We start from the raw sequence: 24,833 nt of genomic DNA on the forward strand, positions 1-24,833 counted from the left end.
ATCACGCCCTGTCCGCGACGCGTTCGCCCAGCAGGCCCTGGGGCCTGATGAGCAGGACGAGGATGAGGAGGACGAAGGCCCACACGTCCTTCCAGGCGCCGCCGCCGAAGAGTTCCATGCCGGGGACCTCGCTCATGTAGCCGGTGGCGAGTGATTCGGCGACACCGAGGACGACGCCGCCGAGCATGGCGCCGTAGATGTTGCCGATGCCGCCGAGTACGGCTGCGGTGAAGGCCTTGAGCCCCATGATGAAGCCCATGCGGAAGCCGATCTGGCCGTTCTTGAGCCCGTAGGCGACGGCGGCGACGGCGGCGAACGCGGCACCGATGGCGAAGGCCATGACGATGATGCGGTCGGTGTTGATGCCCATGAGCTTGGCGGTGTCGGGGTCCTGCGAGGTGGCCTGCATGCCGCGGCCGGCGCGGGTCTTCGAGACGAAGAGGCCGAGGGCGATCATGCAGAGGGGGGCCACGACGAGGACGAAGAGGTCACCGCGCTGGATGTTCGCGCCGAAGATCTCGAACGCTTCGCCCTTGAACTGGGGGAAGGAACGGTCCTTCGTGGCGTCCGGGTACCACATCCACACTGCCTGCTGGAGAGCGAGCGAGAGACCGATGGCCGTGATGAGGGGGGCTAGGCGTGGCGCTGTGCGCAGGGGCCGGTAGGCGAAGCGTTCAGCGGCCATGCTGATCGCGACGGCGGCGATGACGCCACCGGCGATCATGAGGGGTATCGCAGCTATGAGGGAGAGACCCGACGGAAGGCCGAGGTAGACCGTGAGGGCACCGAAGCCTCCGATCATGAAGATCTCACCGTGTGCGAAGTTGATGAGCTGGATGATTCCGTAGACCATCGTGTAACCGATCGCGATGAGACCGTACATCGCGCCGAGGATGAGTCCATTGGCCAGCTGTTGCGGCAGTTCGTTCACCGCAGGGCCTCCGTGGAGTGGTTCGGATATGGCACCGCGCGGGAGCGCTCGTAGCGCTCCCGCGCGGTCTGGTTGCTATGTGTGACCGGGAGTCCTTGCGGGACCTACTTGACGGCCTCGCTGAGCTTGGAGACCCACTTGCCACCGTCGACCTGGTAGGCGGTCATCATGGTGTTGGTGGTGTCGCCGTACTCGTCGAACGAGACCGGGCCGGTGACGCCTTCGAACTGGACCTTGCTCATCGCGTCGAGGACCTTGACGCGGGCGTCCTCGGGGAGCTTGCCGTCGTTCTCGGCGACAACGGCCTTGACGGCCTCGATGATCGCCCAGGTGGCGTCGTAGGTGCCGCCGCCGTACGCCTCGTAGGCGTCCTTGTAGCCGGCCGTCTTGTAGTCCGCGATGAACTTCTTGGCGGACTCGAGCTCCTCGACGGGCTTGCCGACGGAGGTGGCGATGTCGCCCTGGGACTTCTTGTTCAGCGTGATGAAGTCGGCGCTGTACATGCCGTCGCCGCCCATGAGCGGGATCTTCACGCTGTCCTTGAGCTGCTGGCTCAGGGGCGCGCCGGCGGGGTACTCGCCGCCGTAGTAGACGGCCTTGGCCTTGGAGCCCTTGACCTTGGTGACGACGGAGTTGAAGTCACGGTCGTCGGGGTTGACGTGGTCCGTGCCGACGATCTTGCCGCCGAGCTCGGTGAACGTCGCCTTGAAGGAGGCGGCGAGACCGGCGCCGTAGGGCTTCTGGTCGTCGATGAGGTAGACGTCCTTGATCTTCGCGGTCTTGAAGAGGTAGTTCGCCGCGAAGGCACCCTGGATCGCGTCCGTGGTGGCGGTACGGAAGTACGTCTTGAACGGACGCTTCTTCTCGCCGGTCTTCCAGTCGTTGCCCTGGGTCAGCTCGGTGCCGGTGTTGGCCGGGGAGACCTGGGTGAGGTTGGCGTCGTTGAGCGGCTTCTGCATCGACTGCGAAACGCCGGAGTTCAGCGGGCCGACGACACCGAGGACGTCCGTGTCGCCGATGAACTTCTGGGCGTTCTGCTGGCCGACGGAGGGCTGGGCCTGGTCGTCGAGCGGCTGGATCTCGAACTTGATGCCCGGGACCGTCTTGTCCTTGTTCGCCGTCTTGACGGCGAGGTCGGCGGAGTTCTTGATGCCGAGGCCGAGGGCGGAGAGGTCGCCGGTCAGGGGGGCGTCGACGCCGATGACGACGGTCTGGGTGGCGCCGCCGTCGCTGCTCTTCTTGTCGTCGTTGCGCGAGCCGCAGGCGGTGAGGGTGAGCGCTCCGGTGGTGAGCACTGCGGTGAGCATGATCAAAGAACGGTGTTGCACGAAAGGTCCTTTCCCTGGCGCGGCCTCCTCTGCATGAGGTGCCGTGGCTTCGCCGGGACGTACTGGATTGGTACAGAGCCGTGCAGCAGACACGCCCGGCGGCGCGGTGACTGGCCGTGACTCTATGGGCAGTGCCGGGGGTGCGGGATGGGCAGCGGCAGGATGTGACGCTCTTGTTATGCCTTTGAGGAAGGCTTGAGGTGGCTGTGTGGACATGTGCGGCTTTATCGCTTGACGCCGAAGTGACCGCATGCTGAGAACGCGCAGCTCTGCTAAGGCGCTTGAGCCGATCTTGGTGCTGTCACACGGGGGAGGCGCGGGAGGGCGTGAGGTATCGGCCCCTGTGCCCGGCGCGTCCGCGGCGCCCTGGTGTCTCATTGCGCGCGCGTTACGCAGTGTTACATCGGGGAAGATGTAGGCGGCCGCTATCGCGAGGTCGGCTGACGAGTTCCTCACGGAACGGGCCGTGCAGTCAAGGGAGTTGGCCGAGTCCGCTGGTCAACGGCCTTTTCTGAGCGGGGATATGGGTCTGCCCGGCCGGAATGCGTGGTGCGTTCCGGCCGGGCAGGGAGTGGGTGCGTGCTGTCGGTGACTAGCCGGCGGCGGGCTGGCCCGCGTCGCGGAGCAGGCAGGTGAGGCGGGCGGTGCAGACCCGCTTGTCCTGTTCGTCGGTGATGGCGATCTCGTACGTGGCGGTGGTGCGGCCCCGGTGTACGGGGGTGGCGACCCCGGTCACGAGTCCGTTGCGCACGCCCCGGTGGTGGGTGCAGTTCAGGTCGACGCCGACGGCGAGCTTGGAGGCGCCGCCGTGCAGCATGGCGCCGATGGAGCCGAGGGTCTCGGCGAGGACGGCGGAGGCGCCGCCGTGGAGGAGTCCGTAGGGCTGGGTGTTGCCCTCGACGGGCATCGTGCCCACGACGCGGTCTGCGGAGGCCTCGACGATCGTGACGCCCATGCGCTCACCGAGGTGTCCGGCGGAGAAGAGTGCGGGGAGGTCGACGCCGAGTGCCGCGTACTCGTCGATGATCTCCTGGGGGAACTTTGGTGCGATGTGCTCGCCCATGGGGTCCGGCTCCGATCGTGTGCGCTGACTCATTGCTGTGTGCACTGTTCTTATCAGACTGCTGAGCGAACGCTTAGTGGGTGGCGGCCGCGCGATGCGTCACCGCACGTTCTCGAAGCGGACCACGAGCGACTTGCCGGCCGGGGTGTTGCTGATGTCCGCGGTGGCGCCGAGCGGGACGAGGACGTTGGTCTCGGGGTAGTAGGCGGCGGCGCAGCCGCGGGCGGTCGGGTAGTGCACGACGCGGAAGCCCGGGGCGCGCCGCTCGACGCCGTCCTTCCACTCGCTGACGAGGTCGGTGTATGCGCCGTCGGTGAGGCCAAGGGCCGCGGCGTCCTCGGGGTTGACCATGACGATGCGGCGGCCGCCCTTGATGCCGCGGTAGCGGTCGTCGAGGCCGTAGATCGTGGTGTTGTACTGGTCGTGCGAGCGAAGGGTCTGCAACAGCAGTCTGCCTTCGGGAAGTTGGGGGTATTCGACGGGGGACGCGGTGAAGTTGGCCTTGCCGGTGGCGGTGGGGAAGCGGCGCTCGTCGCGCGGGGCGTGCGGGAGCGTGAAGCCGCCGGGCGCGGCGACGCGGGCGTTGAAGTCCTCGAAGCCGGGGACGACACGGGAGATGCGGTCCCTGATCGTCCCGTAGTCCTTCTCGAACCCCTCCCAGTCCGTGGCGGATCCGGCGCCGAGGACGGCGCGGGCCAGCCGGGCGACGATCGCCGGTTCGGAGAGCAGGTGAGGGCTCGCGGGGGCGAGGTTGCCGCGGGAGGCGTGGACCATGCCCATGGAGTCCTCGACCGTCACGAACTGCTTGCCGCTCGCCTGGGTGTCCTTGTCGGTACGCCCCAGGGTGGGCAGGATCAGGGCGCGGGTGCCGGTGACCGCGTGCGAGCGGTTGAGTTTGGTCGATACGTGGACGGTGAGGCGGGCGCGGCGCATGGCGGCCTCGGTCACGGCGGTGTCGGGGGTCGCCGCGACGAAGTTGCCGCCCATGGCGAAGAAGACCTTGGCGTCGCCGTCGCGCAGGGCCTCGATGGAGCGCACGACGTCGTAGCCGTGGTGGCGGGGTGAGGTGATCCCGAATTCCTTGTCGAGGGCGTCGAGGAAGGCGGTCGACGGCCGCTCGAAGATGCCCATGGTGCGGTCGCCCTGGACGTTGGAGTGGCCGCGCACGGGGCATACGCCGGCGCCGGGCCGGCCGATGTTGCCGCGCAGCAGGAGGAAGTTGACCACTTCGCGGATGGTCGGCACCGAGTGCTTGTGCTGGGTGAGGCCCATGGCCCAGCAGACGATGGTGCGCTTCGAGGCGAGGACCATGGCCAGGGCCTCTTCGATCGCGGTGCGGTCGAGGCCGGTGGCGGTGAGGGTCTCGTCCCAGTCGGCGGTGCGGGCGGCCTTCGCGAACTCCTCGTACCCGTGGGTGTGCGCGTGGACGAAGGTCTCGTCGACGGCGCCTTCGGTCTCCAGGATCATCTTGTTGAGGAGCCGGAAGAGGGCCTGGTCGCCGCCGAGGCGGATCTGGAGGAACAGGTCGGTGAGCGCGGCGCCCTTGATCATGCCGAGCGGGGTCTGCGGGTTCTTGAACCGCTCCAGGCCGGCTTCGGGCAGCGGATTCACCGAAATGATCTTCGCGCCCGCCGACTTGGCCTGCTCCAGGGCGGAGAGCATCCGCGGATGGTTCGTGCCCGGGTTCTGTCCGGCGACGATGATCAGGTCGGCCTGGTGGAGATCCTCCAGGGAGACACTGCCCTTGCCGATCCCGATCGTCTCCGTGAGCGCGGAACCGGACGACTCGTGGCACATGTTCGAGCAGTCCGGGAGGTTGTTGGTGCCGAACTCCCGGGCGAAGAGCTGGAGCAGGAACGCCGCCTCGTTGCTGGTGCGGCCCGAGGTGTAGAAGAGGGCTTCGTCGGGGGAGGCGAGCGCTTTCAGCTCCTCGGCGATGATCGCGAAGGCCTTCTCCCAGGAGACCGCCTCGTACCGCTCGGCGCCTTCGGGGAGGTACATCGGCTGCGTGATCCGGCCCTGCTGCCCCAGCCAGTAGCCGCTGCGGGTGGCGAGGTCCGCGAGCGGGTGCGCCGCGAAGAAATCGGGTGTGACGCGGCGCAGCGTCGCCTCCTCGGCGACGGCCTTCGCCCCGTTCTCGCAGAACTCGGCGGTGTGCCGCTTGTCGCCCTCGGGCCAGGCGCAGCCGGGGCAGTCGAAGCCGTCCTTCTGGTTGACCTTGAGGAGCGTCCGCGCGGTGCGCCGCACGCCCATCTGCTGCTGGGCGACGCGCAGGGTGTGGGCGACGGCGGGCAGCCCGGCCGCAGCGTGCTGGACCGCTTCGATCTGCGGCGCGTCCTGGACCGGGTCACCGGTCGGGGGCTTGGTGGCCATGATGCTCCCCTTTGAGCTTGCGCGGTGCTGCCGAGCCCGCACGGCTGTGCCTGTAGGTGTTCTGTGCCTGTGGGTGTTCCTGCTCACGATCCTGTCACGCACCACCGACAGGACGCCTGGCGCATGCGGTGCGGCGCCGTGCCCGGTCCGGATTGTCAGTGGGCCGTGGCAGGATCGGGGGCGTGGCTGAGACGGCATCGAAGAAGACGGCAGACAACCGACCGCGCCTGCTCCTGATGGACGGGCACTCCCTGGCGTACCGGGCGTTCTTTGCGCTGCCCGCGGAGAATTTCACGACAGGGACGGGACAGCCGACGAACGCCGTGTACGGCTTCGCGTCGATGCTGGCGAACACGCTGCGCGACGAGGCGCCCACGCATTTCGCGGTGGCGTTCGACGTGTCCCGCAAGACCTGGCGTGCCCAGGAGTTCCCTGAGTACAAGGCGAACCGCTCCAAGACCCCCGACGAGTTCAAGGGACAGGTCGAGCTGATCGGCGAGCTCCTCGACGCGATGCGCGCCGACCGGTTCGCGATCGACGGCTTCGAGGCCGACGACGTCATCGCGACGCTGGCCACCCAGGCCGAGGCGGCGGGTTTCGAAGTGCTGATCGTCACCGGCGACCGGGACTCGTTCCAGCTGATCACGGACAACGTCACCGTGCTGTACCCGACCAAGGGCGTCTCGGAGCTGACGCGCTTCACCCCGGCCAAGGTCGAGGAGAAGTACGGGCTCACGCCCCAGCAGTACCCGGACTTCGCGGCGCTGCGCGGTGACCCGTCGGACAACCTTCCGGGTATCCCGGGCGTGGGTGAGAAGACGGCCGCGAAGTGGATCAACCAGTTCGGTTCGTTCGACGACCTCGTGGCGCGCGCGGAGGAGGTCAAGGGCAAGGCGGGACAGAATTTCCGCGACCACCTGGACGCCGTGAAGCTGAACCGCCGGCTGACCGAGATGGTCCGCGACGTGGCGCTGCCGAAGACACCGCAGGACCTGGAGCGCGCTCCGTACGACCGCACGGCGGTCACCGGGGTGCTGGACGTCCTGGAGATCCGCAACCCGAGCCTGCGCGAGCGCCTGCTGGCCGTGGACCCGGGTGCCGTCGAGGACGAGGGCCCGGCGCCCGCCGCGGGCATCGAGCTGGACGGCGTCGTGCTGGGCGCGGGCGCGGTGGCGCCCTGGCTGGCGGCCCACGGCGGGCAGCCGCTCGGCGTCGCCACGGTCGACACCTGGGCCCTGGGCACGGGCACCGTCACGGAGATCGCGCTCGCCGCCGCCGACGGGGCCGCCGCCTGGATCGACCCCACGCAGCTGGACGAGGCGGACGAGCAGGCGCTCGCCGCCTGGATCGCCGATCCGGCACGGCCGAAGGTCATGCACAACGCGAAGAGCGCCATGCGGGTCTTCCCCGACCAGGGCTGGCGCCTGGAGGGTGTCGCGATGGACACCGCGCTCGCCGCCTACCTGGTCAAGCCGGGCCGCCGCTCGTTCGCACTGGACGCGCTGGCCGTGGAGTATCTCGGCCGCGAGCTCGCCCCCGCCGCCGCGGGTGACGGGCAACTGGCCTTCGGCGCGGACGACCAGGCCGAGGCCGACGCCCTGATGGCACAGGCCCGCGCGGTCCTGGACCTCGGTGACGCGTTCACGACGCGGCTGAAGGAGGTCGGCGCCGTCGAGCTCCTGCACGACATGGAGCTGCCCACCTCGATCCTGCTGGCCCGGCTGGAGCGGCACGGCATCGCCGCCGACCGGGCCCATCTGGAAGGCATGGAGCAGCAGTTCGCAGGCGCCGTGCAGCAGGCGGTGAAGGAGGCGCACGCCTCGGTGGGCCGCGAGTTCAACCTCGGATCGCCCAAGCAGCTCCAGGAAGTCCTCTTCGGTGAGCTGGGCCTGCCCAGGACGAAGAAGACGAAGACCGGGTACACCACGGACGCCGACGCCCTGGCCTGGCTCGCGGCACAGACCGAGCACGAGCTGCCGGTCCTCATGCTGCGCCACCGCGAGCAGGCGAAGCTCAGGGTCACGGTCGAGGGCCTGGTCAAGACGATCGCGGCGGACGGCCGTATCCACACCACGTTCAACCAGACGGTCGCCGCGACCGGCCGGCTCTCCTCCACCGACCCGAACCTCCAGAACATCCCGGTCCGGACGGACGAGGGCCGGGCGATCCGCCGCGGCTTCGTCGTCGGTGAGGGCTTCGAGTCGCTGATGACGGCCGACTACAGCCAGATCGAACTGCGTGTGATGGCCCACCTGTCGGAGGACGCGGGCCTGATCGAGGCGTTCACCTCCGGGGAGGACCTGCACACCACGGTCGCCTCGCAGGTCTTCGGCGTCGACAAGTCGGCCGTCGACCCCGAGATGCGCCGCAAGATCAAGGCCATGTCGTACGGACTGGCCTACGGGCTCTCCGCGTTCGGCCTCTCCCAGCAGCTGAACATCGAGGCCGGCGAGGCACGCGGCCTGATGGACACCTACTTCGAGCGCTTCGGCGGAGTCCGCGACTATCTGCACCGCGTCGTGGAGGAGGCCAGGGCCACCGGATACACGGAGACGATCTTCGGCCGCCGCCGCTACCTCCCCGACCTGAACAGCGACAACCGCCAGCGTCGTGAGACGGCCGAGCGGATGGCGCTCAACGCGCCCATCCAGGGGACGGCCGCCGACATCGTGAAGGTCGCGATGCTGCACGTGGACCGGGCCCTGACCGAAGCGAAGCTGGAGTCGCGGATGCTGCTCCAGGTCCACGACGAAATCGTCCTGGAGATCGCGCAGGGCGAGCGCGAGCGCGTCGAGCAGATCCTGCGCCACGAGATGTCGACCGCGGTGGAGCTGCGCGCACCGCTGGACGTCTCGGTCGGCGTGGGGCCGGACTGGGAGTCCGCCGCACACTGACACCCACGTGTTCCCCCGGGCCGGGACCGGCTCCCGGCCCGGGGTGCTCGATCAGCGTGCTCAGCAAGCTCTGCGAGCTCAGCGAGGTCCCGGCCGGGAGCGCTCCGTAACACCGGCGCCCGTCCCCCCAGCGCGCACTGGACGCCCGGTGCGCCCGGTGCCGCCGGTGCGCGCGTCGCTCCGCAGCCGCATCCACGCCCCGTACAGCACGAGTCCGACCGCCAGTCCGGCCCCGGCTCCGAAGCACGCGGTCGGGATGATGTCGAGCGGCGTGGAGATGTGTCCGAAGTAGGCGTACCAGCGTGCGCAGCGGTGGATGACACCGAGGAGTACGCAGACCGCCAGCAGCCCGCCCGCGTACCACCGTTCCCGTCGGCCCAGTACGGGCACGGCCTCCGGTACCGCGACCGCCCCGGCCCTCCGCAGCGCCGACGCCGTGAACCACACGAGCACCGTCAGTGCCACCGCCGAACTGCCGTACTGCGCCAGCTGGTAGGCGGGAAAGCCGCCCACGCTCCGGTTGAGCGCCGGGATCATCTCCGTGCCCCACCGGTCGTGATGGGTGAACGCGTCCCAGCCGACATGGGTGACCGCTCCGATGGCCGCGGACAGCGCGAACCAGAGCGCTTCCAGCGGCCGGGGCCGGCCGGGCTCCCGCCGCCGCCCCCGCAGGAACGCGTACACCCGCCCCTGCGCGCGGGCCGGCAGGAGCGCCACCAGCGGCTCGCGCAGCAGCAGCCACAACGCCACCAGTATCCCCGCGATCAGTACGTCCACGGTGAACACACCCCAGACGGCGTGCGTCACTTGGCCGAATTCCATTGCCCCGGGGATGGCGGTGTCCGCGTAGTAGGTCATATCGGGAGCGAACGAACCGGCGACGAGGGCCGAGGCGACGAGCGGGCCGCGTGCGGCGCCCGTCCTGCGCATTCCCGGCAGCACGGCGGCGGCATGACTGAGCGTGAACGGCATGTCGGCCAGTATGGGCGAGCCGCCGTGGGTCCCTGTACCCCGGCTGGGGCATGCCGTACAACTTGCTGTCGGGAACGTGAAAAAACAGTAAGAACCGGTCAACGCGCGGTGTCCGGGCGGCAGGAGTTGTCGTAGGGTCGCGTGAGTTCGCGCTGGGGAGCGCGAGCAGCCGTCGACGGGGAGGGACCAGAACGTATGGCAGCGCAATTCGGCCGCCGACTGCGCAGGGGGGCCACCACCACAGCGGTGGCCGCGGCTGCCGTGGCAGCTCTCACCGCTTCTCAGGGCCCCGGTGCACCACTGCCCGAGGACGGGGGAAGCGGGGACCAGAAGACCGCCGGTTCCTCGTCCGGCGACAGCGCGGCCACGGGCAACTCGCCCTACTACACGGACCTGCCGCCGCTGACCACGCCCAACAAGCCGGGCACGTCCGTGAATCTGCCGGTCACCGGCAGTACGGAAGCCGGGATACCCGCCTCCATCCTGGCCGCGTACAAGAAGGCCGAGCAGTCCGTCGCCGGCAGTGACGCCGCCTGCCGCCTGCCGTGGCAGCTCCTCGCCGCGATCGGCAAGGTCGAGTCCGGGCAGGCCCGTGGCGGCCGGGTCGACGCGAACGGCACGACCTACTCACCGATCCTCGGACCCGCCCTCAACGGCCAGGGCTTCGCCCTGATCAAGGACACCGACGACGGGGCGTTCGACGGCGACGCGACCCATGACCGCGCGGTCGGCCCGATGCAGTTCATCCCCTCCACGTGGGCCACCTGGGGCCAGGACGGCAACAGCGACGGCCGCGAGGACCCCAACAACATCTACGACGCGGCACTGGCGGCCGGGCTCTACCTCTGCGCCGGCTCCCGCGATCTGGCGGTCGGGGCCGACCTCGACCGGGCGGTGCTGAGCTACAACCACTCGCAGGAGTACCTGCGTACGGTGCGCTCCTGGTTCGAGTACTACAAGCGCGGCACCCACGAGGTTCCCGACGGCACCGGCGTCCTGCCGACCAGTCCCCGCGGCAGCGGAAGCGGCAGCGGCGGCGGCGGTTCGGCGAGTCCCTCGCCCACCCCGCCCGCGACCGGCAACCCGGGCGGCGGGAAGAGCCCGAAGCCCACGCCGCCCGGCGGCTCGACCTCCCCGAAGCCGACACCGCCCCCCACCTCGCCACCGACGTCTCCGCCCACCTCACCCCCCACCTCGCCCCCGACCGTCCCCACGCCCACTCCGCCCCAGAGGCTCGGCAGCCTGGAGAACGCGGGCACCGGCCCGCTGACCGCCACCGCGGGCCAGGCGTTCGGCGAGCGGGTCACGGTGCGGGCGAGGAACACCCTCGGCGCCCCGCTCGCCCGGGCGTCCGTGACCTTCACCATCACCGGTGACACCGACACGCGCTTCGCCGGAGGGCTGACCGCCATCACCTTCCGTACGGGGGCCGACGGCACGGTCACCTCCCCGGTGCTGCGAGCGGGCGAGAAGACCGGCGAGTTCAAGGTGACGGCCGTCGCGGGCACCACCAATCCGCGCACCCTCACCTTCGGCGCGACCGTCACCGCCCGCCAGGCCGACGCGATCGCCAGGACCGGTGAAGCGGCCGTGACGGCCGCCGCCGGCGCACAGTTCGACGCCCTCCAGGTCAAGGCGACCTACAAGGGCGCCGCGGCCGCAGGCGTCGCCGTCACCGCCACGATGATCACCGGCGCCGAGCAGCCGGCCGAGAACGACAAGGGCCCCTACTTCAAGGGCGCGGACGGCGCCCCCGTCCGCACCCTCTCGGGTCTCCAGACCGGCGCGGACGGCCTCCTGACGCTGCCGGCGTTCCACGCCGACAGCACCCCGGGCACGTACAAGCTGCGCCTCACCACCGAGGGCGGCGCCACGCTCGACATCGTGCTGACGGTGTCCTGACCGTCACGCCCCGGCTCCCCGCAGCCGCCCCTCCGCCCGCACGGGCGGAGGGGCGGCTGCGCGTGCTCCCGTCTCGCGCCCGCTTGTTCTCATCTCGCGCCTCTGTTGCTACGGTGCCCCAACCCTGACGCTCCATCAGATCCGTGCTCCCGGGAGGCAGAACATGCGTGCCCTCGTCGCCGCAGCCACAGGACTGGCCGCAGCCCTCGCGCTCGTGTTCACCGTCACCGCGATCGGAGCGCCGCCCGGCGAGACCTCGCCCAAGCCCCTGCTGACCACCGTCCCGGGTCCCAAGAAGTAGCGCGGAAGCACCCGCGGGCAGCACCCGCGGGCAGCACCCAGAGGGAGGACACCCCCATGCGCCGCCGAGCCGGCCTCGTACTTCTGGCCTTCGCCGTCTTCTTCGCCGCCATGTCACCGCTGCTGCGCTGGTACGCCTTCCCCCGGCTGGCGAAGGTCCCGCCGAGCCAGTACCAGGAGATGGTCCTGGAGGCGAAGCCGGCCACCCTCCTCGACTACGGCACCCTCAGGTCCGAGAAGGTCGAGAAGGTCACCATCGTGCAGACCCTCAAGGGCAACGTGGAGGAGTCCGAGAAAATCGAGCGCAGCGCCGGCCGCGATGTCGTCGTCTGGGACTCGCTCTCCTACATCGAGGGCCCCGACGGGGCGATGGTCTCCCAGATCCCCGAGCGCTACATCTTCGACGCCCACAGCCAGGACCCCGTCCACGCCACCGGTGAAATGGTCGACGGCGATCCAGTCCGCCGCGAGGGCATCGAGTACAAGTGGCCCTTCCTCACCGAGAAACGCGACTACGCGTACTTCGACGCCCAGAGCCGCACGACCTCGCCCATCCACTACAAGGGCACCCGCACCTTCCGCGGCATGGACGTCTACTACTTCGAGCAGACCATCCCGTGGACCCGGGTCCCGATGCCGAAGAAGATGCCCATCAAGGGCGTCACCGCGGCGCAGGTGGCCAAGACGGGCATGACCCGGTGGTACTCCACCAAGCGGATGTTCTGGGTCGACCCGGTCACCGGTGCCCCCGTGAACGGTGAGGAGATCCACCGGGAGGAACTGCGCGACGCGAAGAAGATGGGCATGCCGCAGGACACCGTCACCGCGTTCGCCGGCCATGTGAAGATGCGCGAGGACTACATCGTCGACACCGTCGAGCTGGTCAAGTCACAGCGCGTCCTGATCCTCCTGCTCACCTCGTACCTGCCCTGGGGCTTCCTGCTCCTCGCCACCGGGCTCCTCGCGCTCGCCCTCTGGCTGGAGGCACGCTCCCGCCGCCCCGGCACATCCGCGCCGGCCCCGGAAGCTACTGGCGCCTGAGCCGCGCCGAGGTGAAGCGGGTCGCCTCGAACGTCGTCGGGTCCTCGGGCCACGGATGCTTCGGATACCGGCCGCGCAGTTCGGCCCGCACCGCCTTGTAGCCCTCCCGCCAGAACGACGCCAGATCCGCCGTCACCGCCGCCGGGTGCCCGGCGGGGGAGAGCAGATGGACCAGGACGGGCACCCCGGCCACCCGGGGCGTCTCCCGCAGCCCGAACAGCTCCTGGAGCTTCACCGCCAGTACGGGCTGCGCCCCGCCGTACTCCACCCGGATACGGGACCCGCTCGGCACCTGGATGTGCTCGGGCGCCAGCTCGTCGAGCCGGGCCGCCTCGCCCGTGGCCCACGGCAGCAGCCGCCGCACCGCCTGCCCGGCGTCGATCCGCCCCAGGTCCGAACGGCGCCGCGCCCGGGAGAGCTCGGGCTCCAGCCACTCCTCGGTACGGGACAGCAGGGCCTCGTCCGAGACGTCGGGCCACGGCGCCCCCAGCTCCCGGTGCAGAAAAGCGAGCCGTGACCGCAGCTGCTCGCTGTCCCGGCTCCACCGCAGCAGCCCGGTGCCTTCACGCCGCAGACCCTCCAGCAACGCCCCGCGCACCAGCTCCGGCTTCGGCTGCTTCAGCGCGCGCACCGCCAGCTCGACGGCCCCGAGCCGCTCCACGGAACGGGCCACGACATCACCGTCCACCCAGCGCACCTCCTCGCCCGAGAACCGCAGATGCCCCGCCGCGAGCCGCGCCGTGTCCTCGTCGACGACAGCGGCCAGCCGCACCCGCGCGGACGCCGCATGCGCAGGCCGGTCCGCGACCGCGACCGCCAGCCAGAGCGCGCTGCGCAGCCGCGAACCCTCCCGCAGCTCGGCGCCCGTCCCCGACGCCATCAGGAACCCGCCCTCGCCCCGCGCCCGTGCCACCCGCTCCGGAAACGCCAGAGCCGCCACCAGCCCGGCGGCCGCGTCATCCGATCCGTGTCCCTCACCCTTCACCGCCCCCAGCGAGGACGACAGCCGCCGCACTTCCTGCCGCCAGCGCGCCGCGTAACCGTCCTGCCCCCGCCGTGCGGTACGCAGCGCCGCCGCCAGATCGTCCCCGTACTCCCGGGGCGGCTCCTCGCTCAGCAGCGCCACCACCTCGGCGGCCCGCCGCCCGCCCACCTCGGCCGCGCCGTCCAGCAGCGCCCGCGCCAGCCGGGGGTGCAGACCGAGCCGGGACATCCGTACGCCCCGCTCCGTCACCCGCCCCGCCGCGTCCACGGCGCCCACCGCCGTCAGTACCTCGCGGGCCGCGCCCATCGCGCCGGCCGGCGGCGGATCGAGCAGCGCGAGCCCCGAGGCGTCCGCATCGCCCCAGCAGGCCGCCTGCAACGCGAACGCCGCGAGGTCGGCGACCTTGATCTCCGGCGACGGGAAGCGCGCGAGCCGCCCGTCCTCCGCCTGCTCCCAGCACCGGTACACGGCCCCTGGCGCCTCACGCCCGGCCCGCCCCGCCCGCTGCCGCCCCGCCGCCTGCGAGGCCCGTACGGTCGTCAGGGCGCTCAGGCCCCGCGCATGGTCGGTGCGGGGCTCCCTGGCCAGCCCCGAGTCGACGACGACCCGCACCCCCGGCACGGTCAGCGACGACTCCGCGACGGAGGTCGCCAGCACCACCCGCCGGACACCGGACGACCCGGCCAGCACGGCGTCCTGCACGGCCGCCGGGGCCCGGCCGTGCACCTGAAGGACCTCGGCGGCCACCCCGCCGAGCTGCCCGGCGACCCGGCCGATCTCCCCGACACCGGGCAGAAAGCACAGCACGTCCCCCTCCCGCTCCGTCAGCGCACGGCGTACCACCGACGCGACATGCGTCAGCAGGGCGGGATCCACCCTCATCCCGTGCGGCGGCTTCACCGGCCGGGACGGCGGTGCCCACACGACCTCCACCGGATGGGACACGTCCCGCGCCTCCACCACCGGGGCATCGCCCAGCAGCCGCGCCCAGCCCTCCGCGTCCGTCGTCGCCGACGCGGCCACCAGCCGCAGATCCGGGCGCAGGGCAGCCCGTACGTCGAGCAGGAACGCGGCGACCGTGTCCGCGTCCAGATGCCGCTCATGGCACTCGTCGATGATCACCACATCGGTCCCCGCGAGCTCCTGGTCGCGCTGGAGCCGCTGGAGGAGCACCCCGGTGGTGACGACCTCCACCACCGTGTCGCGCCCCACCACGCGCTCCCCGCGGACCGTGAATCCCACCCGCCCGCCCGGCTGCTCCCCGAGCAGCCAGGCCATCCGCCGCGCCGCCGCCCGCGCCGCGATCCGACGGGGCTCGGCGACCACGACCCGCCGCACCGGACCCGGGCCGGTCAGTCCGGCCAGGACGAGCGGGACGAGGGTCGTCTTGCCGGTGCCGGGCGGCGCGCAGAGCACGGCGACGCCCCGCTCGTCGAGCGCACGCTCCAGGGCGGGCACTGCGGTACGTACGGGCAACTGGGCCAGGGCGTCGTCACGGATCACGCCCCCAGTCTCTTACGTGGTGCCGTCGTCTCTGACGTGGTGCACGTGGTGCCCTCGGCTCCGACGCGGTGCGGTCAGTCCCGTTCGCAGACGAAGATCGCCGTCCCGGGGATGAGGTTGCCGCGCAGGGGGGACCAGCCGCCCCATTCCTGGTTGTTCCACGCGGGCCACTCGGGCTCGACGAGATCGACCAGCCGGAAGCCGCCGGCCACCACGTCCCGTACTCGGTCACCGAGCGTCCTGTGGTGCTCGACGTACACGGCGTTGCCCTCCTCGTCCTGCTCCACGTAGGGGACGCGGTCGAAGTAGGAAGCGGCGACCGACAGCCCTTCGGGACCGGGTTCGTCGGGGAAGGCCCAGCGGATCGGATGGGTCACCGAGAACACCCACCGGCCGCCGGGCCGCAGCACCCTGCGCACCTCGCGGAAGACCTGCACGGGATCGGCGACGAACGGCACCGCCCCGTAGGCCGAGCAGGCCAGGTCGAAGGAGCCGTCCCGGAACGGCAGCTTTCCCGCGTCCGCCTCGACCAGCGGGAGGCCCTCGCCGATGCGCAGGGCGTGCTGGAGCTGGCGGTGGGAGAGGTCCAGGGCCACGGGGCGGGCGCCCTGGGCGGCCAGCCAGCGTGAGCACTGGGCGGCGCCGGCGCCGATCTCCAGGATGTCCAGGCCCTTCAGCGCGGCGGCGGGACCCAGCAGCGCCGCGTCGGCCTCGTCGAGCCCTTCCGGGCCCCAGACGAAGCGGTCGTCCCCGAGGAAGGCCCCGTGGTCGCTCTGGTACTCGTCGGCGTTCCGGTCCCACCAGCCGCGACTTGCCCGGCTGCTTTCCGATTCTCCGGCGTTCCGGCGCGTTGCTTCCGGTTCGGCCTCATGGATCTCTTGGCTCATCGTGCCCGTCGTTGTAGTTTGCCTTCACCCGCCGCACGCGGTGTCCACCTGTGGGTACCCGTGGGTACGGACGCGTGTGTCGGACGCATCGCCGTGGCCGATGTGGCCTCGGGGAACCTGAGTTGTGCCGGGAATGGGTTGATGTGCCCCGGGTGTGCGCCTTCGCGCATTGACCCTGTCCGGCTGCCCCCGTATGCTACAAGTTGCGCTGCGAGCCTGCGCGCCTCAGACCTAGCAGGCCGCGCTCGCGTCTGTTGCATGTCCCCTCGGTTGTCGAGGCGCCACCCTGAAACGGGTTGGTCGCTTTCCAGGCTGTCCGGCTTCTGCAGAGGCGATACGGGCTTTCGGCGTAGCAGTACCTACGACTCACTGTCCGTACCGGAGCCCTTTCCCACATGACGAGCAGCACCGAGACCACCGCCACCACTCCGCAGGTTGCGGTCAACGACATCGGCGACGCGGACGCGTTCCTCGCGGCGATCGACGAGACGATCAAGTACTTCAACGACGGCGACATCGTTGACGGTGTCATCGTCAAGGTTGACCGGGACGAGGTTCTCCTCGACATCGGTTACAAGACCGAAGGTGTCATCCCGAGCCGCGAGCTCTCGATCAAGCACGACGTCGACCCGAACGAGGTCGTCAAGGTCGGCGACGAGATCGAGGCCCTGGTTCTCCAGAAGGAGGACAAGGAAGGCCGCCTGATCCTCTCGAAGAAGCGCGCTCAGTACGAGCGTGCCTGGGGCACCATCGAGAAGATCAAGGAAGAAGACGGCATCGTCACCGGTACCGTCATCGAGGTCGTCAAGGGTGGTCTCATCCTCGACATCGGCCTCCGTGGCTTCCTGCCGGCCTCCCTCGTCGAGATGCGTCGTGTCCGCGACCTCCAGCCCTACGTGGGCAAGGAGCTCGAGGCCAAGATCATCGAGCTGGACAAGAACCGCAACAACGTGGTCCTGTCCCGCCGCGCCTGGCTCGAGCAGACCCAGTCCGAGGTTCGCCAGACGTTCCTCACGACCCTGCAGAAGGGTCAGGTCCGCTCCGGCGTCGTCTCCTCGATCGTCAACTTCGGTGCCTTCGTGGACCTGGGTGGCGTCGACGGTCTCGTGCACGTCTCCGAGCTGTCCTGGAAGCACATCGACCACCCCTCCGAGGTTGTCGAGGTCGGCCAGGAAGTCACCGTCGAGGTTCTCGACGTCGACATGGACCGCGAGCGCGTCTCCCTGTCGCTCAAGGCGACGCAGGAAGACCCGTGGCAGCAGTTCGCCCGGACGCACCAGATCGGTCAGGTCGTCCCGGGTAAGGTCACGAAGCTCGTTCCGTTCGGTGCGTTCGTGCGCGTCGACGAGGGCATCGAGGGTCTGGTCCACATCTCCGAGCTGGCCGAGCGCCACGTGGAGATCCCGGAGCAGGTCGTCCAGGTCAACGACGAGATCTTCGTCAAGGTCATCGACATCGACCTCGAGCGCCGTCGCATCAGCCTCTCGCTGAAGCAGGCCAACGAGTCCTTCGGTGGCGACCCGGCCTCGGTCGAGTTCGACCCGACGCTGTACGGCATGGCCGCGTCGTACGACGACCAGGGCAACTACATCTACCCCGAGGGCTTCGACCCCGAGACCAACGACTGGCTCGAGGGCTTCGAGGCTCAGCGCGAGGTGTGGGAGACCCAGTACGCCGAGGCGCAGCAGCGCTTCGAGCAGCACCAGGCCCAGGTCATCAAGTCCCGCGAGGCCGACGAGGCCGCTGCTGCCGAGGGCGCTGCCGCCCCGGCCGGCAGCGCTCCGGCTGCCTCGGGCGGCAGCGGTGGCGGCGGCTCGTACTCCTCGGAGTCCGATGACAACTCCGGCGCCCTGGCGTCGGACGAGGCACTGGCCGCGCTGCGCGAGAAGCTGGCGGGCGGCCAGAGCTGACGCTCTGACCCCGGTCGCTCATCGGCAGTAGCTGTAGAGCGGTAAGTGAGGCCCGCTCCCTTCGGGGGGCGGGCCTCACTCGCGTTTCCGGGGCTCTGCGGGGTTACGGCGTGACGGCGATGTTGGTCAGGCCCTTGCCGCCGGTCACGGCGTTGCTGCTGTGGACGGTGGTCCGGCAGCTCGACGAGTGGTTGGTGACGTTGATGGCGAGCTGCTTGTCACCGTCGGCGCCCGAGAGGTCGGAGACGTTGTCGCGGAAGACGGTGCCGCAGCCCCAGCCGCTCTGCTGGGTGTGCGTCTCGTAGCCGTTGTTGGTCGTACGGGAACCCCTGTTGCCCTCGACCAGGACGCCGTTGCCCTTCACGTCGACCCATGAGTCGTCGTAGTTGGCGCCGGTCAGACCGCTGCCGTCGAAGGTGTTGCCGATGATCCTGGCCCCGGTGGTGCCTTCCTTGATGTCGATGTTCTCGCCGCCGACCCCGGGTCCGATCACGTTGTCCAGGATCTGGGCCTGGTCGCTCCGGTCGGTGAGGTCGCCGGCCGAGCCGACGTACACGCCCTCGCCCATGCCGCGGCCGTCGTGCCCGGTGTCGTAGATGCGGGAGTTCCTGAGGATCCCGTTCCGGCTGGACGTGCGGAAGTGGACGCCCTCCATGTCCAGGTCGTGCACGGTCACCGAGTCGATGACGACGCTGTCCGCGGCGTCGGTCATGATGCCCTTCTGGCCACCGGTGACGGTGACACCCTGGACGGTCCAGTACGAGGCGCCGTTGAGGTGCAGCCCGTAGCCGCCGCCCGCCGTGAGGACCGCCCTGCTGGACCCGGTGAGGGTGATCCGGGCGGTGGACGTGCCGGGGGTGGTCGCCTTGAAGTTGCCGGTGTACGTACCGTCGGCGAGCCGGATCGTGTCCCCGGGTGCCGCGGCGAGGAGTGCCGACTTGAGCTGGGCCGTCGTGGTCACGTCGATGACGGCGGCCTCCGCGGGGCCCGCGGAGGCCAGCGCGATGCCGCCGGTGGCGAGGGCGGTGACCAGCAGGGCGGTGAGAGAGGTGCGGGTGCGCATGTGGGGGTGTCTTCCCGTCGAAGGGTCCGAGACGTCCTCGTACATGAATACGGGGCGAGTGCCTGAACGTGCTGCCCAGTGACGGTAGGTAGGGGGTGTGTCCATGTCAAGGTCTGGACCAATGTTCTCCTCGGGGTGGTGAGCGACGCGAAACGCGCCCGGTACCCGCGCGGCTGACGGGCCGTGACATCACCTCGGCGCGGCGGGCGACGGCCGTCCGGCACGCCGGTTCGCCGGTCTGAACCGGCCATGAATGGGTACGGGGCTGGGAATGCCCGTGCTCTCGGAGGCGTTCTTCTGGGGGAATACGAGGAGGAGCGGTAACCGTGCCTGATCCGCAGAGTCTGTATGAATGGGAGCCGAAGGGCCTGGCCGTCGTCGACATGGCGCTCGCCCAGGAGTCGGCCGGCCTGGTCATGCTCTACCACTTCGACGGGTACATCGACGCGGGTGAGACCGGCGAGCAGATCGTCGACGGCCTGCTCGAAACGCTGCCGCACCAGATCGTGGCGCGCTTCGACCACGACCGGCTCGTCGACTACCGCGCGCGGCGCCCGCTGCTGACGTTCCGGCGCGACCGCTGGGAGTCGTTCGAGGCCCCGACACTGGACGTCCGTGTCGTCCAGGACGCCACCGGCGCGCCCTTCCTCCTGCTGTCCGGGCCCGAGCCGGACGTGGAATGGGAGCGGTTCGCCGTCGCGGTGGAGCAGATCGTCGAGCGGCTCGGTGTACGCCTCGCGGTCAACTTCCACGGCATCCCGATGGGCGTCCCGCACACCCGCCCGGTCGGCATCACCCCGCACGGCAACCGCACCGACCTGATGCCGGGCCACCGCAGCCCGTTCGACGAGGCGCAGGTGCCGGGCTCGGCGGAGGCTCTCGTCGAGTACCGCCTGATGGAGTCGGGACACGACGTACTGGGCGTCGCCGCCCACGTACCGCACTACGTGGCCCGTTCCTCGTACCCGGATGCCGCGCTCACCGCGCTGGAGGCGATCACCGGCGCGACCGGTCTGGTCCTGCCGAGTGTCGCGCACGCGCTGCGCACCGAGGCGCACCGGACACAGACCGAGATCGACCGGCAGATCGGCCAGGGTGACGAGGAGCTCGTCACGCTCGTCGAGGGCCTTGAGCACCAGTACGACGCCGTCGCGGGCGCCGAGACCCGGGGCAATCTCGTGGCGGAGCCCGTCGATCTGCCGTCCGCGGACGAGATCGGCCTCGAATTCGAGCGGTTCCTCGCCGAGCGCGAGGGCGACCTCTGACCGGGCCATGACGGCCCGGCGGGGCGGGGGTTAGGCTGCCGTCCATGCTGAAAGTGGGCCTGACCGGCGGGATCGGCGCCGGCAAGAGTGAGGTGTCACGGCTCTTCGTCGGCCTCGGCGCCGTGCTGATCGACGCCGACAGGATCGCGCGCGAGGTCGTCGAGCCCGGTACCCCCGGGCTCGCGGCCGTCGTGGACGCCTTCGGCCCGGGTGTCCTGAGCGCCGACGGCGCCCTGGACCGGCCCGCGCTCGGTGCGATCGTCTTCGCCGACGCCGGCCGGCTCGCCGCGCTCAACGCGATCGTCCACCCGCTGGTCGGTGCGCGCTCCGCCGAGCTGGAGCGGGCCGCGGGCCCCGACTCCGTCGTCGTGCACGACGTCCCGCTCCTCACCGAGAACGGCCTCGCGCCGCTGTACGACCTGGTCGTGGTCGTGGACGCCACCCCCGAGACCCAGCTCGACCGCCTCGTACGGCTGCGCGGGATGACGGAGTCCGACGCCCGCGCCCGGATGGCGGCGCAGGCGACACGCGAGCAGCGAAGGGCCGTTGCCGACCTGGTCATCGACAACGACGGGCCGCGTGAGGCGCTGGAGCCGCAGGTCCGCACGGTCTGGGCGGAGCTGGTGGAGCGAGCGGCGGCCGGCTGATCCTCCGCCCCCGGGTGGAACGCCCGGTGCCCGCACGGCCGTACGGAATACCGTGACGCGGCCGTACGTTGGAAACCGGCGAGCGAGGGGAAGGATGCGACCGTGCCCGAGACGAACCCGGAAACCCATGTCATCGACTTCCGTGCGGCCGAGCAACTGCTGGCCGCGCGCGATCCACGGGGTGCCGTCAAGCTGCTCGACTCGGTGATCGCCGCCCATCCGGAGAACACGGCGGCCCGCCTGCTGCGGGCCCGCGCCTTCTTCGCCGCGGCACAACTGCGCCCGGCCGAGCTGGAGTTCGAGCTCGTGCTGGAGCGCGAACCGGACAACGCCTTCGCGCACTTCGCGCTGGCCCGCACCTTCCAGCGCGCCGGCCGCCCCGAACAGGCCACCCGTCACTTCCGGCTCGCCGCCGCGCTCGAACCGAAGCCGGAGTACCTGAAGGCCGCGCGCTTCGACGACCGGGCCTGACGCGGCCCTTCAGCGGCTGGGCCTGCCGCGTCCACCGTGATCGGGCTCGTACGGCGGGATGTCCCGCCCGGGCTGGTAGTGCGGCCCCTGCCGGATGTGGTGGACGATGACCGCGACGTCCGTGAGCGTCAGAGCCACCAGGACGCCGCAGGCCGCGGCCCAGCCGGGGCGGCCGGTCAGGGCGAAAGCGATCAGGCCGAAAAGGCCCCAGGTCAGGCCGAACAAGGCCAGAGCCAGCCGCATCCGGAGAGGACTGCGGGCCGTCGCGGGTTCGCTGCCGGTACGCATACGCATCGCCTCACCTACCAGCATGGACCTCCCGGCCGTCGCTGAGAAGCGCGGCGACGGAGTGTGACCGGCCGAGGCCGCCGTGTACCGCTGGACCCGGCCGCCGGGAACGGCCGCCACCGCCCGTACGTTCGGCTGGGCATGAGCGGACAACTGGTACGTGAGGGGCACTCAGGCACCGGACCCGGCGCCATCACTCCGGACGGCTGCGCCGTCGAGCTCTACTCCCGGCTCTCCGCCGGCGACGAACCCGACGTGATCGAGGCGGCCGTGCCCGCCGGGGCGAGCATTCTGGAACTGGGCTGCGGAGCGGGCCGGGTCACCCACGCCCTGGTCGCGCGTGAATTCCGGGTGACCGCCGTCGACGAATCGCCCCAGATGCTGGAGCGCGTTCGGGGAGCCCGCACCGTGCGGAGCCCCATCGAGTCGCTGGATCTCGCCGGAGAGACCTTCGATGTGGTGTTGCTCGCGTCGTTCCTGGTGCATACGAGTGACCACCGGGTCCGCGAGGGGCTGCTGCGGACCTGCCGGAGGCACGTCAAGGACGGCGGGGTCGTCCTCGTCCAGCGGGAAGGCGCCGACTACCGCACGAATCTGCCGCGCGAGCGCGTGGACGCGGAAGCGGGCTGCACCATACGGATCGTCTCGGCCGATCCGGTCGGGGACGGAGTCCGCTCGGTGCGCGCCGAGTACCTCTTCGACGACGAGCGGTGGACTCAGACGTTCCTGTCGCGCGAGCTCTCCGTCGAGGAGTTCGAGGGGCACCTCGGCGCGGCCGGTCTGACGGTGGACCGGTATCTCACCGACGACGGCGCGTGGGTGCTCGCCCGTCCAGAGCAGCCCTGAAAACCGCGCGTGTCCCGAACGGCCCTGAAAACTCGGTGAATGAGGGGCCCGGAAGGCGATGAGTTCCGGGCCCCTCCCCGGTCTACCTCTCTGTAAGCGCACGGAAGCGAAGCGGCGAACTGCCGAAGCGCCGGACATCGCCTCCGGTGCCCGGCTTCCGTACACCGCAGACCCTTGAGGAGACCTCTGTCATGTCCGCAGCAACCCGCGCCGCCACGACCACCGCGGCCGCTTCTTCCGCGACCACGTCCGCCGCTGCGGGACCGAAGCGCGGCCGGGGCGCCGTCGTGCTGACCGGGGCCCGGTATCTCCTCGCGCTCTTCTTCGGGTTCAGCGCGTTCGCCAAGCTCATCGCGCACGAGTCGGCGGTGGAGTCCTTCGGCCGGATGGGCTGGGGCGGTGGCGCGATGTACGCGATCGGCGGTCTGGAGATGGCCGGTGCGATCGCCCTGCTGATCCCGCTGCTGTCCGGAGTGGCCGCGATCGCGCTGGCCGCGTTGTCGGCGGGCGCCTCGATCGTGCAGCTGACACTCCTCGACCCGCCGCTCGCGGTCATGCCCGCCCTGCTCGTCGTCGTGTTCGCGCTGATCGCCCGTGACCGGCGCGACCGGACGACGCGGCTGCTTGCGCTTCTGGGCCGGCGCGCATAAGTACCGTGGAGCGGATTCGCCGTCGCTCAGTGGACGACGGTGTAGCTCCGCCAGGGCCCGCTACGGGGTGCGGTGAAGTCGGTGAGCGTGGTCGGCAGGTACGTCGTGTCGCCGCCGGTGCAGTTGCGGGTCCGGTAGAGGACGACGTCGACCAGAGTGCCGTTGTGGACCTCGTGGGCCCCCAGGGGCAGCCGGTGGCAGCCCCGCACGCTCGGGCTGTGCACGGAGATCACGGCGTGTCGCTCGGTGGTGTACGTGACCGGCCCGACGGCGGTGCGTCCCAGCCCGGAACAGCCCGAGACGGTCAGGGTGAGGAGCGCTGCTCCGGCTGCGATGCCGAGACGGCGTCGACGGTGGCGATCGGGCACGGTCACGGACATGGGCGGGTCCTGTCTGCTCGTCCGGCGCATCTTTACGTCACGGAGACATGCTGGCGCTGGCCACCTTGCCCGCTCCCCACCGGTCCGGCATCCGGTGCGCGGCCGGCCGGGCGACAGCTGTACGGGGCCAGGTTCGATCGGTGGTTGAATCGGGCATACCGTGGTAATAGGGACCAATTCCGAGGTTGGCTGTCAGGGGGCCGTGATGGTCCAGGAGCTCTTGATCGCAGTAGTGGGCGCGGGGTCGGCCGGTGTCGTCTATCTGGCGGCGGCCGCCCGGATCGTCAAGCAGTACGAGCGGGGGGTCGTGCTGCGGCTCGGCCGGCTCCGGCGCGATGTCCGCGGACCGGGCTTCACGATGATCGTTCCCGTCGTGGACCGGCTGCGGAAGGTCAACATGCAGATCGTGACGATGCCCGTGCCCGCCCAGGACGGCATCACCAGGGACAACGTCACGGTCCGGGTCGACGCGGTCATCTACTTCAAGGTGGTCGACGCGTCGAGCGCCGTCATCCAGGTGGAGGACTACCGGTTCGCGGTCTCGCAGATGGCGCAGACCTCGTTGCGGTCGATCATCGGCAAGAGCGACCTGGACGACCTGCTGTCCAACCGGGAGAAGCTGAACCAGGGGCTGGAGCTGATGATCGACAGTCCCGCGGTGGGCTGGGGCGTGCAGATCGACCGGGTGGAGATCAAGGACGTGTCCCTGCCCGAGACGATGAAGCGCTCCATGGCGCGACAGGCCGAGGCGGACCGGGAGCGGCGCGCGCGGGTCATCAACGCCGACGCGGAACTCCAGGCGTCCAAGAAGCTCGCCGAGGCGGCCAAGGAGATGTCGGAGCAGCCGGCGGCGCTGCAACTGCGGCTGTTGCAGACCGTGGTCGCGGTCGCGGCGGAGAAGAACTCCACCCTTGTCCTGCCGTTCCCCGTCGAACTCCTCCGCTTCCTGGAACGGGCCGCGCAGCAGCAGGAACCTGCCCCGGAGCGGCTCGCCGAGAAGCCGCAGCCGCCCGTGTGGCCCCAGCAGCCGCCCGACGCGGCCGCTCCGGTGCCGACACCCACCGACACCCAGCGGCTCACCTCGCACTGACCGCCCAGCGGCTCACCTCGCGGTGACCCCTCACGCACTGCTCT

21 protein-coding genes are annotated in these 24,833 nt (G+C 70.4%); 11 read left to right on the forward strand and 10 right to left on the reverse strand.

Annotated features, from left to right (window positions below; translation table 11 throughout):
- Position 1: 1 nt before the first annotated feature.
- The 4 genes from AC07FA_RS04745 to AC07FA_RS04760 all read right to left on the reverse strand — a co-directional run bounded on the left by AC07FA_RS04745 (position 2) and on the right by AC07FA_RS04760 (position 5,695).
- The gene (locus AC07FA_RS04745; protein ID WP_382731659.1) at positions 2-931 is read right to left on the reverse strand and encodes a branched-chain amino acid ABC transporter permease; all 930 of its coding nucleotides are present in this window, start codon (positions 929-931) and stop codon (positions 2-4) included.
- 104 nt (positions 932-1,035) lie between these two features.
- Positions 1,036-2,244, reverse strand: a complete 1,209-nt coding sequence (locus AC07FA_RS04750) for a branched-chain amino acid ABC transporter substrate-binding protein (protein ID WP_479073442.1) — start codon at positions 2,242-2,244, stop codon at positions 1,036-1,038.
- Positions 2,245-2,851: 607 nt separating this feature from the next.
- On the reverse strand, positions 2,852-3,322 hold the full coding sequence (locus AC07FA_RS04755) for a PaaI family thioesterase (protein ID WP_479073219.1): 471 nt from the start codon (positions 3,320-3,322) through the stop codon (positions 2,852-2,854).
- A gap of 99 nt (positions 3,323-3,421) precedes the next feature.
- The gene (locus AC07FA_RS04760) at positions 3,422-5,695 is read right to left on the reverse strand and encodes an FdhF/YdeP family oxidoreductase (protein ID WP_479073220.1); all 2,274 of its coding nucleotides are present in this window, start codon (positions 5,693-5,695) and stop codon (positions 3,422-3,424) included.
- A gap of 182 nt (positions 5,696-5,877) precedes the next feature.
- Between AC07FA_RS04760 and polA the strand changes: the two genes are divergently transcribed.
- Complete coding sequence (polA, locus tag AC07FA_RS04765; protein WP_479073221.1) at positions 5,878-8,589, forward strand: DNA polymerase I; 2,712 nt, start codon at positions 5,878-5,880, stop codon at positions 8,587-8,589.
- A 78-nt stretch (positions 8,590-8,667) separates the two neighbouring features.
- Here polA and AC07FA_RS04770 read toward each other — a convergent pair whose 3' ends face one another.
- Positions 8,668-9,561 carry a DUF4184 family protein gene (locus AC07FA_RS04770; protein WP_479073222.1) on the reverse strand — a complete coding sequence of 298 codons (894 nt, stop codon included), beginning with the start codon at positions 9,559-9,561 and terminating at the stop codon, positions 8,668-8,670.
- A gap of 195 nt (positions 9,562-9,756) precedes the next feature.
- Between AC07FA_RS04770 and AC07FA_RS04775 the strand changes: the two genes are divergently transcribed.
- From AC07FA_RS04775 to pgfA, 3 genes are all read left to right on the forward strand, one after another.
- Positions 9,757-11,463: a lytic transglycosylase gene (locus tag AC07FA_RS04775; RefSeq protein WP_479073223.1), complete on the forward strand. Its 1,707-nt coding sequence runs from the start codon at positions 9,757-9,759 to the stop codon at positions 11,461-11,463.
- A 163-nt stretch (positions 11,464-11,626) separates the two neighbouring features.
- Positions 11,627-11,764, forward strand: a complete 138-nt coding sequence (locus tag AC07FA_RS04780) for an SPW_0924 family protein (protein WP_383783522.1) — start codon at positions 11,627-11,629, stop codon at positions 11,762-11,764.
- A 56-nt stretch (positions 11,765-11,820) separates the two neighbouring features.
- The gene (gene pgfA / locus AC07FA_RS04785) at positions 11,821-12,804 is read left to right on the forward strand and encodes a cell envelope lipid trafficking protein PgfA (protein WP_479073224.1); all 984 of its coding nucleotides are present in this window, start codon (positions 11,821-11,823) and stop codon (positions 12,802-12,804) included.
- On the opposite strand, the gene hrpB is transcribed toward pgfA, so the two are convergent.
- The gene (gene hrpB, locus AC07FA_RS04790) at positions 12,791-15,292 is read right to left on the reverse strand and encodes an ATP-dependent helicase HrpB (RefSeq protein ID WP_479073225.1); all 2,502 of its coding nucleotides are present in this window, start codon (positions 15,290-15,292) and stop codon (positions 12,791-12,793) included. The two genes, pgfA and hrpB, sit on opposite strands and share 14 nt — an antisense overlap.
- Before the next feature lie 74 nt (positions 15,293-15,366).
- Positions 15,367-16,179, reverse strand: coding sequence for a class I SAM-dependent methyltransferase (locus AC07FA_RS04795; protein WP_479073226.1), 813 nt, complete (start codon positions 16,177-16,179; stop codon positions 15,367-15,369).
- A gap of 395 nt (positions 16,180-16,574) precedes the next feature.
- On the opposite strand from AC07FA_RS04795, the gene rpsA reads away from it, so the two are divergent.
- Entirely contained in the window at positions 16,575-18,089 is a 1,515-nt protein-coding gene (rpsA, locus tag AC07FA_RS04800; RefSeq protein WP_328909576.1) for a 30S ribosomal protein S1, read from the forward strand.
- Between the two features lie 103 nt (positions 18,090-18,192).
- Here the strand turns inward: rpsA and AC07FA_RS04805 are convergent, their stop codons facing one another.
- A complete protein-coding gene (locus tag AC07FA_RS04805; RefSeq protein ID WP_479073227.1) occupies positions 18,193-19,152 on the reverse strand; it encodes a right-handed parallel beta-helix repeat-containing protein in 960 nt (319 codons plus the stop codon).
- 326 nt (positions 19,153-19,478) lie between these two features.
- On the opposite strand from AC07FA_RS04805, the gene AC07FA_RS04810 reads away from it, so the two are divergent.
- The 3 genes from AC07FA_RS04810 (at position 19,479) to AC07FA_RS04820 (ending at position 21,535) form a co-directional block, all read left to right on the forward strand.
- Complete coding sequence (locus tag AC07FA_RS04810) at positions 19,479-20,417, forward strand: PAC2 family protein (protein ID WP_479073228.1); 939 nt, start codon at positions 19,479-19,481, stop codon at positions 20,415-20,417.
- Positions 20,418-20,461: 44 nt separating this feature from the next.
- Positions 20,462-21,064: a dephospho-CoA kinase gene (gene coaE, locus AC07FA_RS04815; protein ID WP_479073229.1), complete on the forward strand. Its 603-nt coding sequence runs from the start codon at positions 20,462-20,464 to the stop codon at positions 21,062-21,064.
- A 102-nt stretch (positions 21,065-21,166) separates the two neighbouring features.
- Positions 21,167-21,535, forward strand: a complete 369-nt coding sequence (locus AC07FA_RS04820; protein WP_479073230.1) for a tetratricopeptide repeat protein — start codon at positions 21,167-21,169, stop codon at positions 21,533-21,535.
- A gap of 9 nt (positions 21,536-21,544) precedes the next feature.
- On the opposite strand, the gene AC07FA_RS04825 is transcribed toward AC07FA_RS04820, so the two are convergent.
- A complete protein-coding gene (locus tag AC07FA_RS04825; RefSeq protein WP_479073231.1) occupies positions 21,545-21,829 on the reverse strand; it encodes a DUF6343 family protein in 285 nt (94 codons plus the stop codon).
- Between the two features lie 135 nt (positions 21,830-21,964).
- Between AC07FA_RS04825 and AC07FA_RS04830 the strand changes: the two genes are divergently transcribed.
- Both AC07FA_RS04830 and AC07FA_RS04835 read left to right on the forward strand, forming a co-directional pair.
- Positions 21,965-22,669: a class I SAM-dependent methyltransferase gene (locus tag AC07FA_RS04830; protein ID WP_479073232.1), complete on the forward strand. Its 705-nt coding sequence runs from the start codon at positions 21,965-21,967 to the stop codon at positions 22,667-22,669.
- A 191-nt stretch (positions 22,670-22,860) separates the two neighbouring features.
- The gene (locus tag AC07FA_RS04835) at positions 22,861-23,319 is read left to right on the forward strand and encodes a DoxX family protein (RefSeq protein WP_479073233.1); all 459 of its coding nucleotides are present in this window, start codon (positions 22,861-22,863) and stop codon (positions 23,317-23,319) included.
- Between the two features lie 26 nt (positions 23,320-23,345).
- Here the strand turns inward: AC07FA_RS04835 and AC07FA_RS04840 are convergent, their stop codons facing one another.
- Positions 23,346-23,699 (reverse strand): hypothetical protein, encoded by a 354-nt coding sequence (locus tag AC07FA_RS04840; protein ID WP_479073234.1) that lies wholly within the window; start codon positions 23,697-23,699, stop codon positions 23,346-23,348.
- Between the two features lie 205 nt (positions 23,700-23,904).
- Between AC07FA_RS04840 and AC07FA_RS04845 the strand changes: the two genes are divergently transcribed.
- Entirely contained in the window at positions 23,905-24,789 is an 885-nt protein-coding gene (locus tag AC07FA_RS04845; RefSeq protein ID WP_479073235.1) for a slipin family protein, read from the forward strand.
- The last annotated feature ends 44 nt before the right edge of the window (positions 24,790-24,833 follow it).

The organism is Streptomyces sp. NPDC045968 (assembly GCF_056430475.1).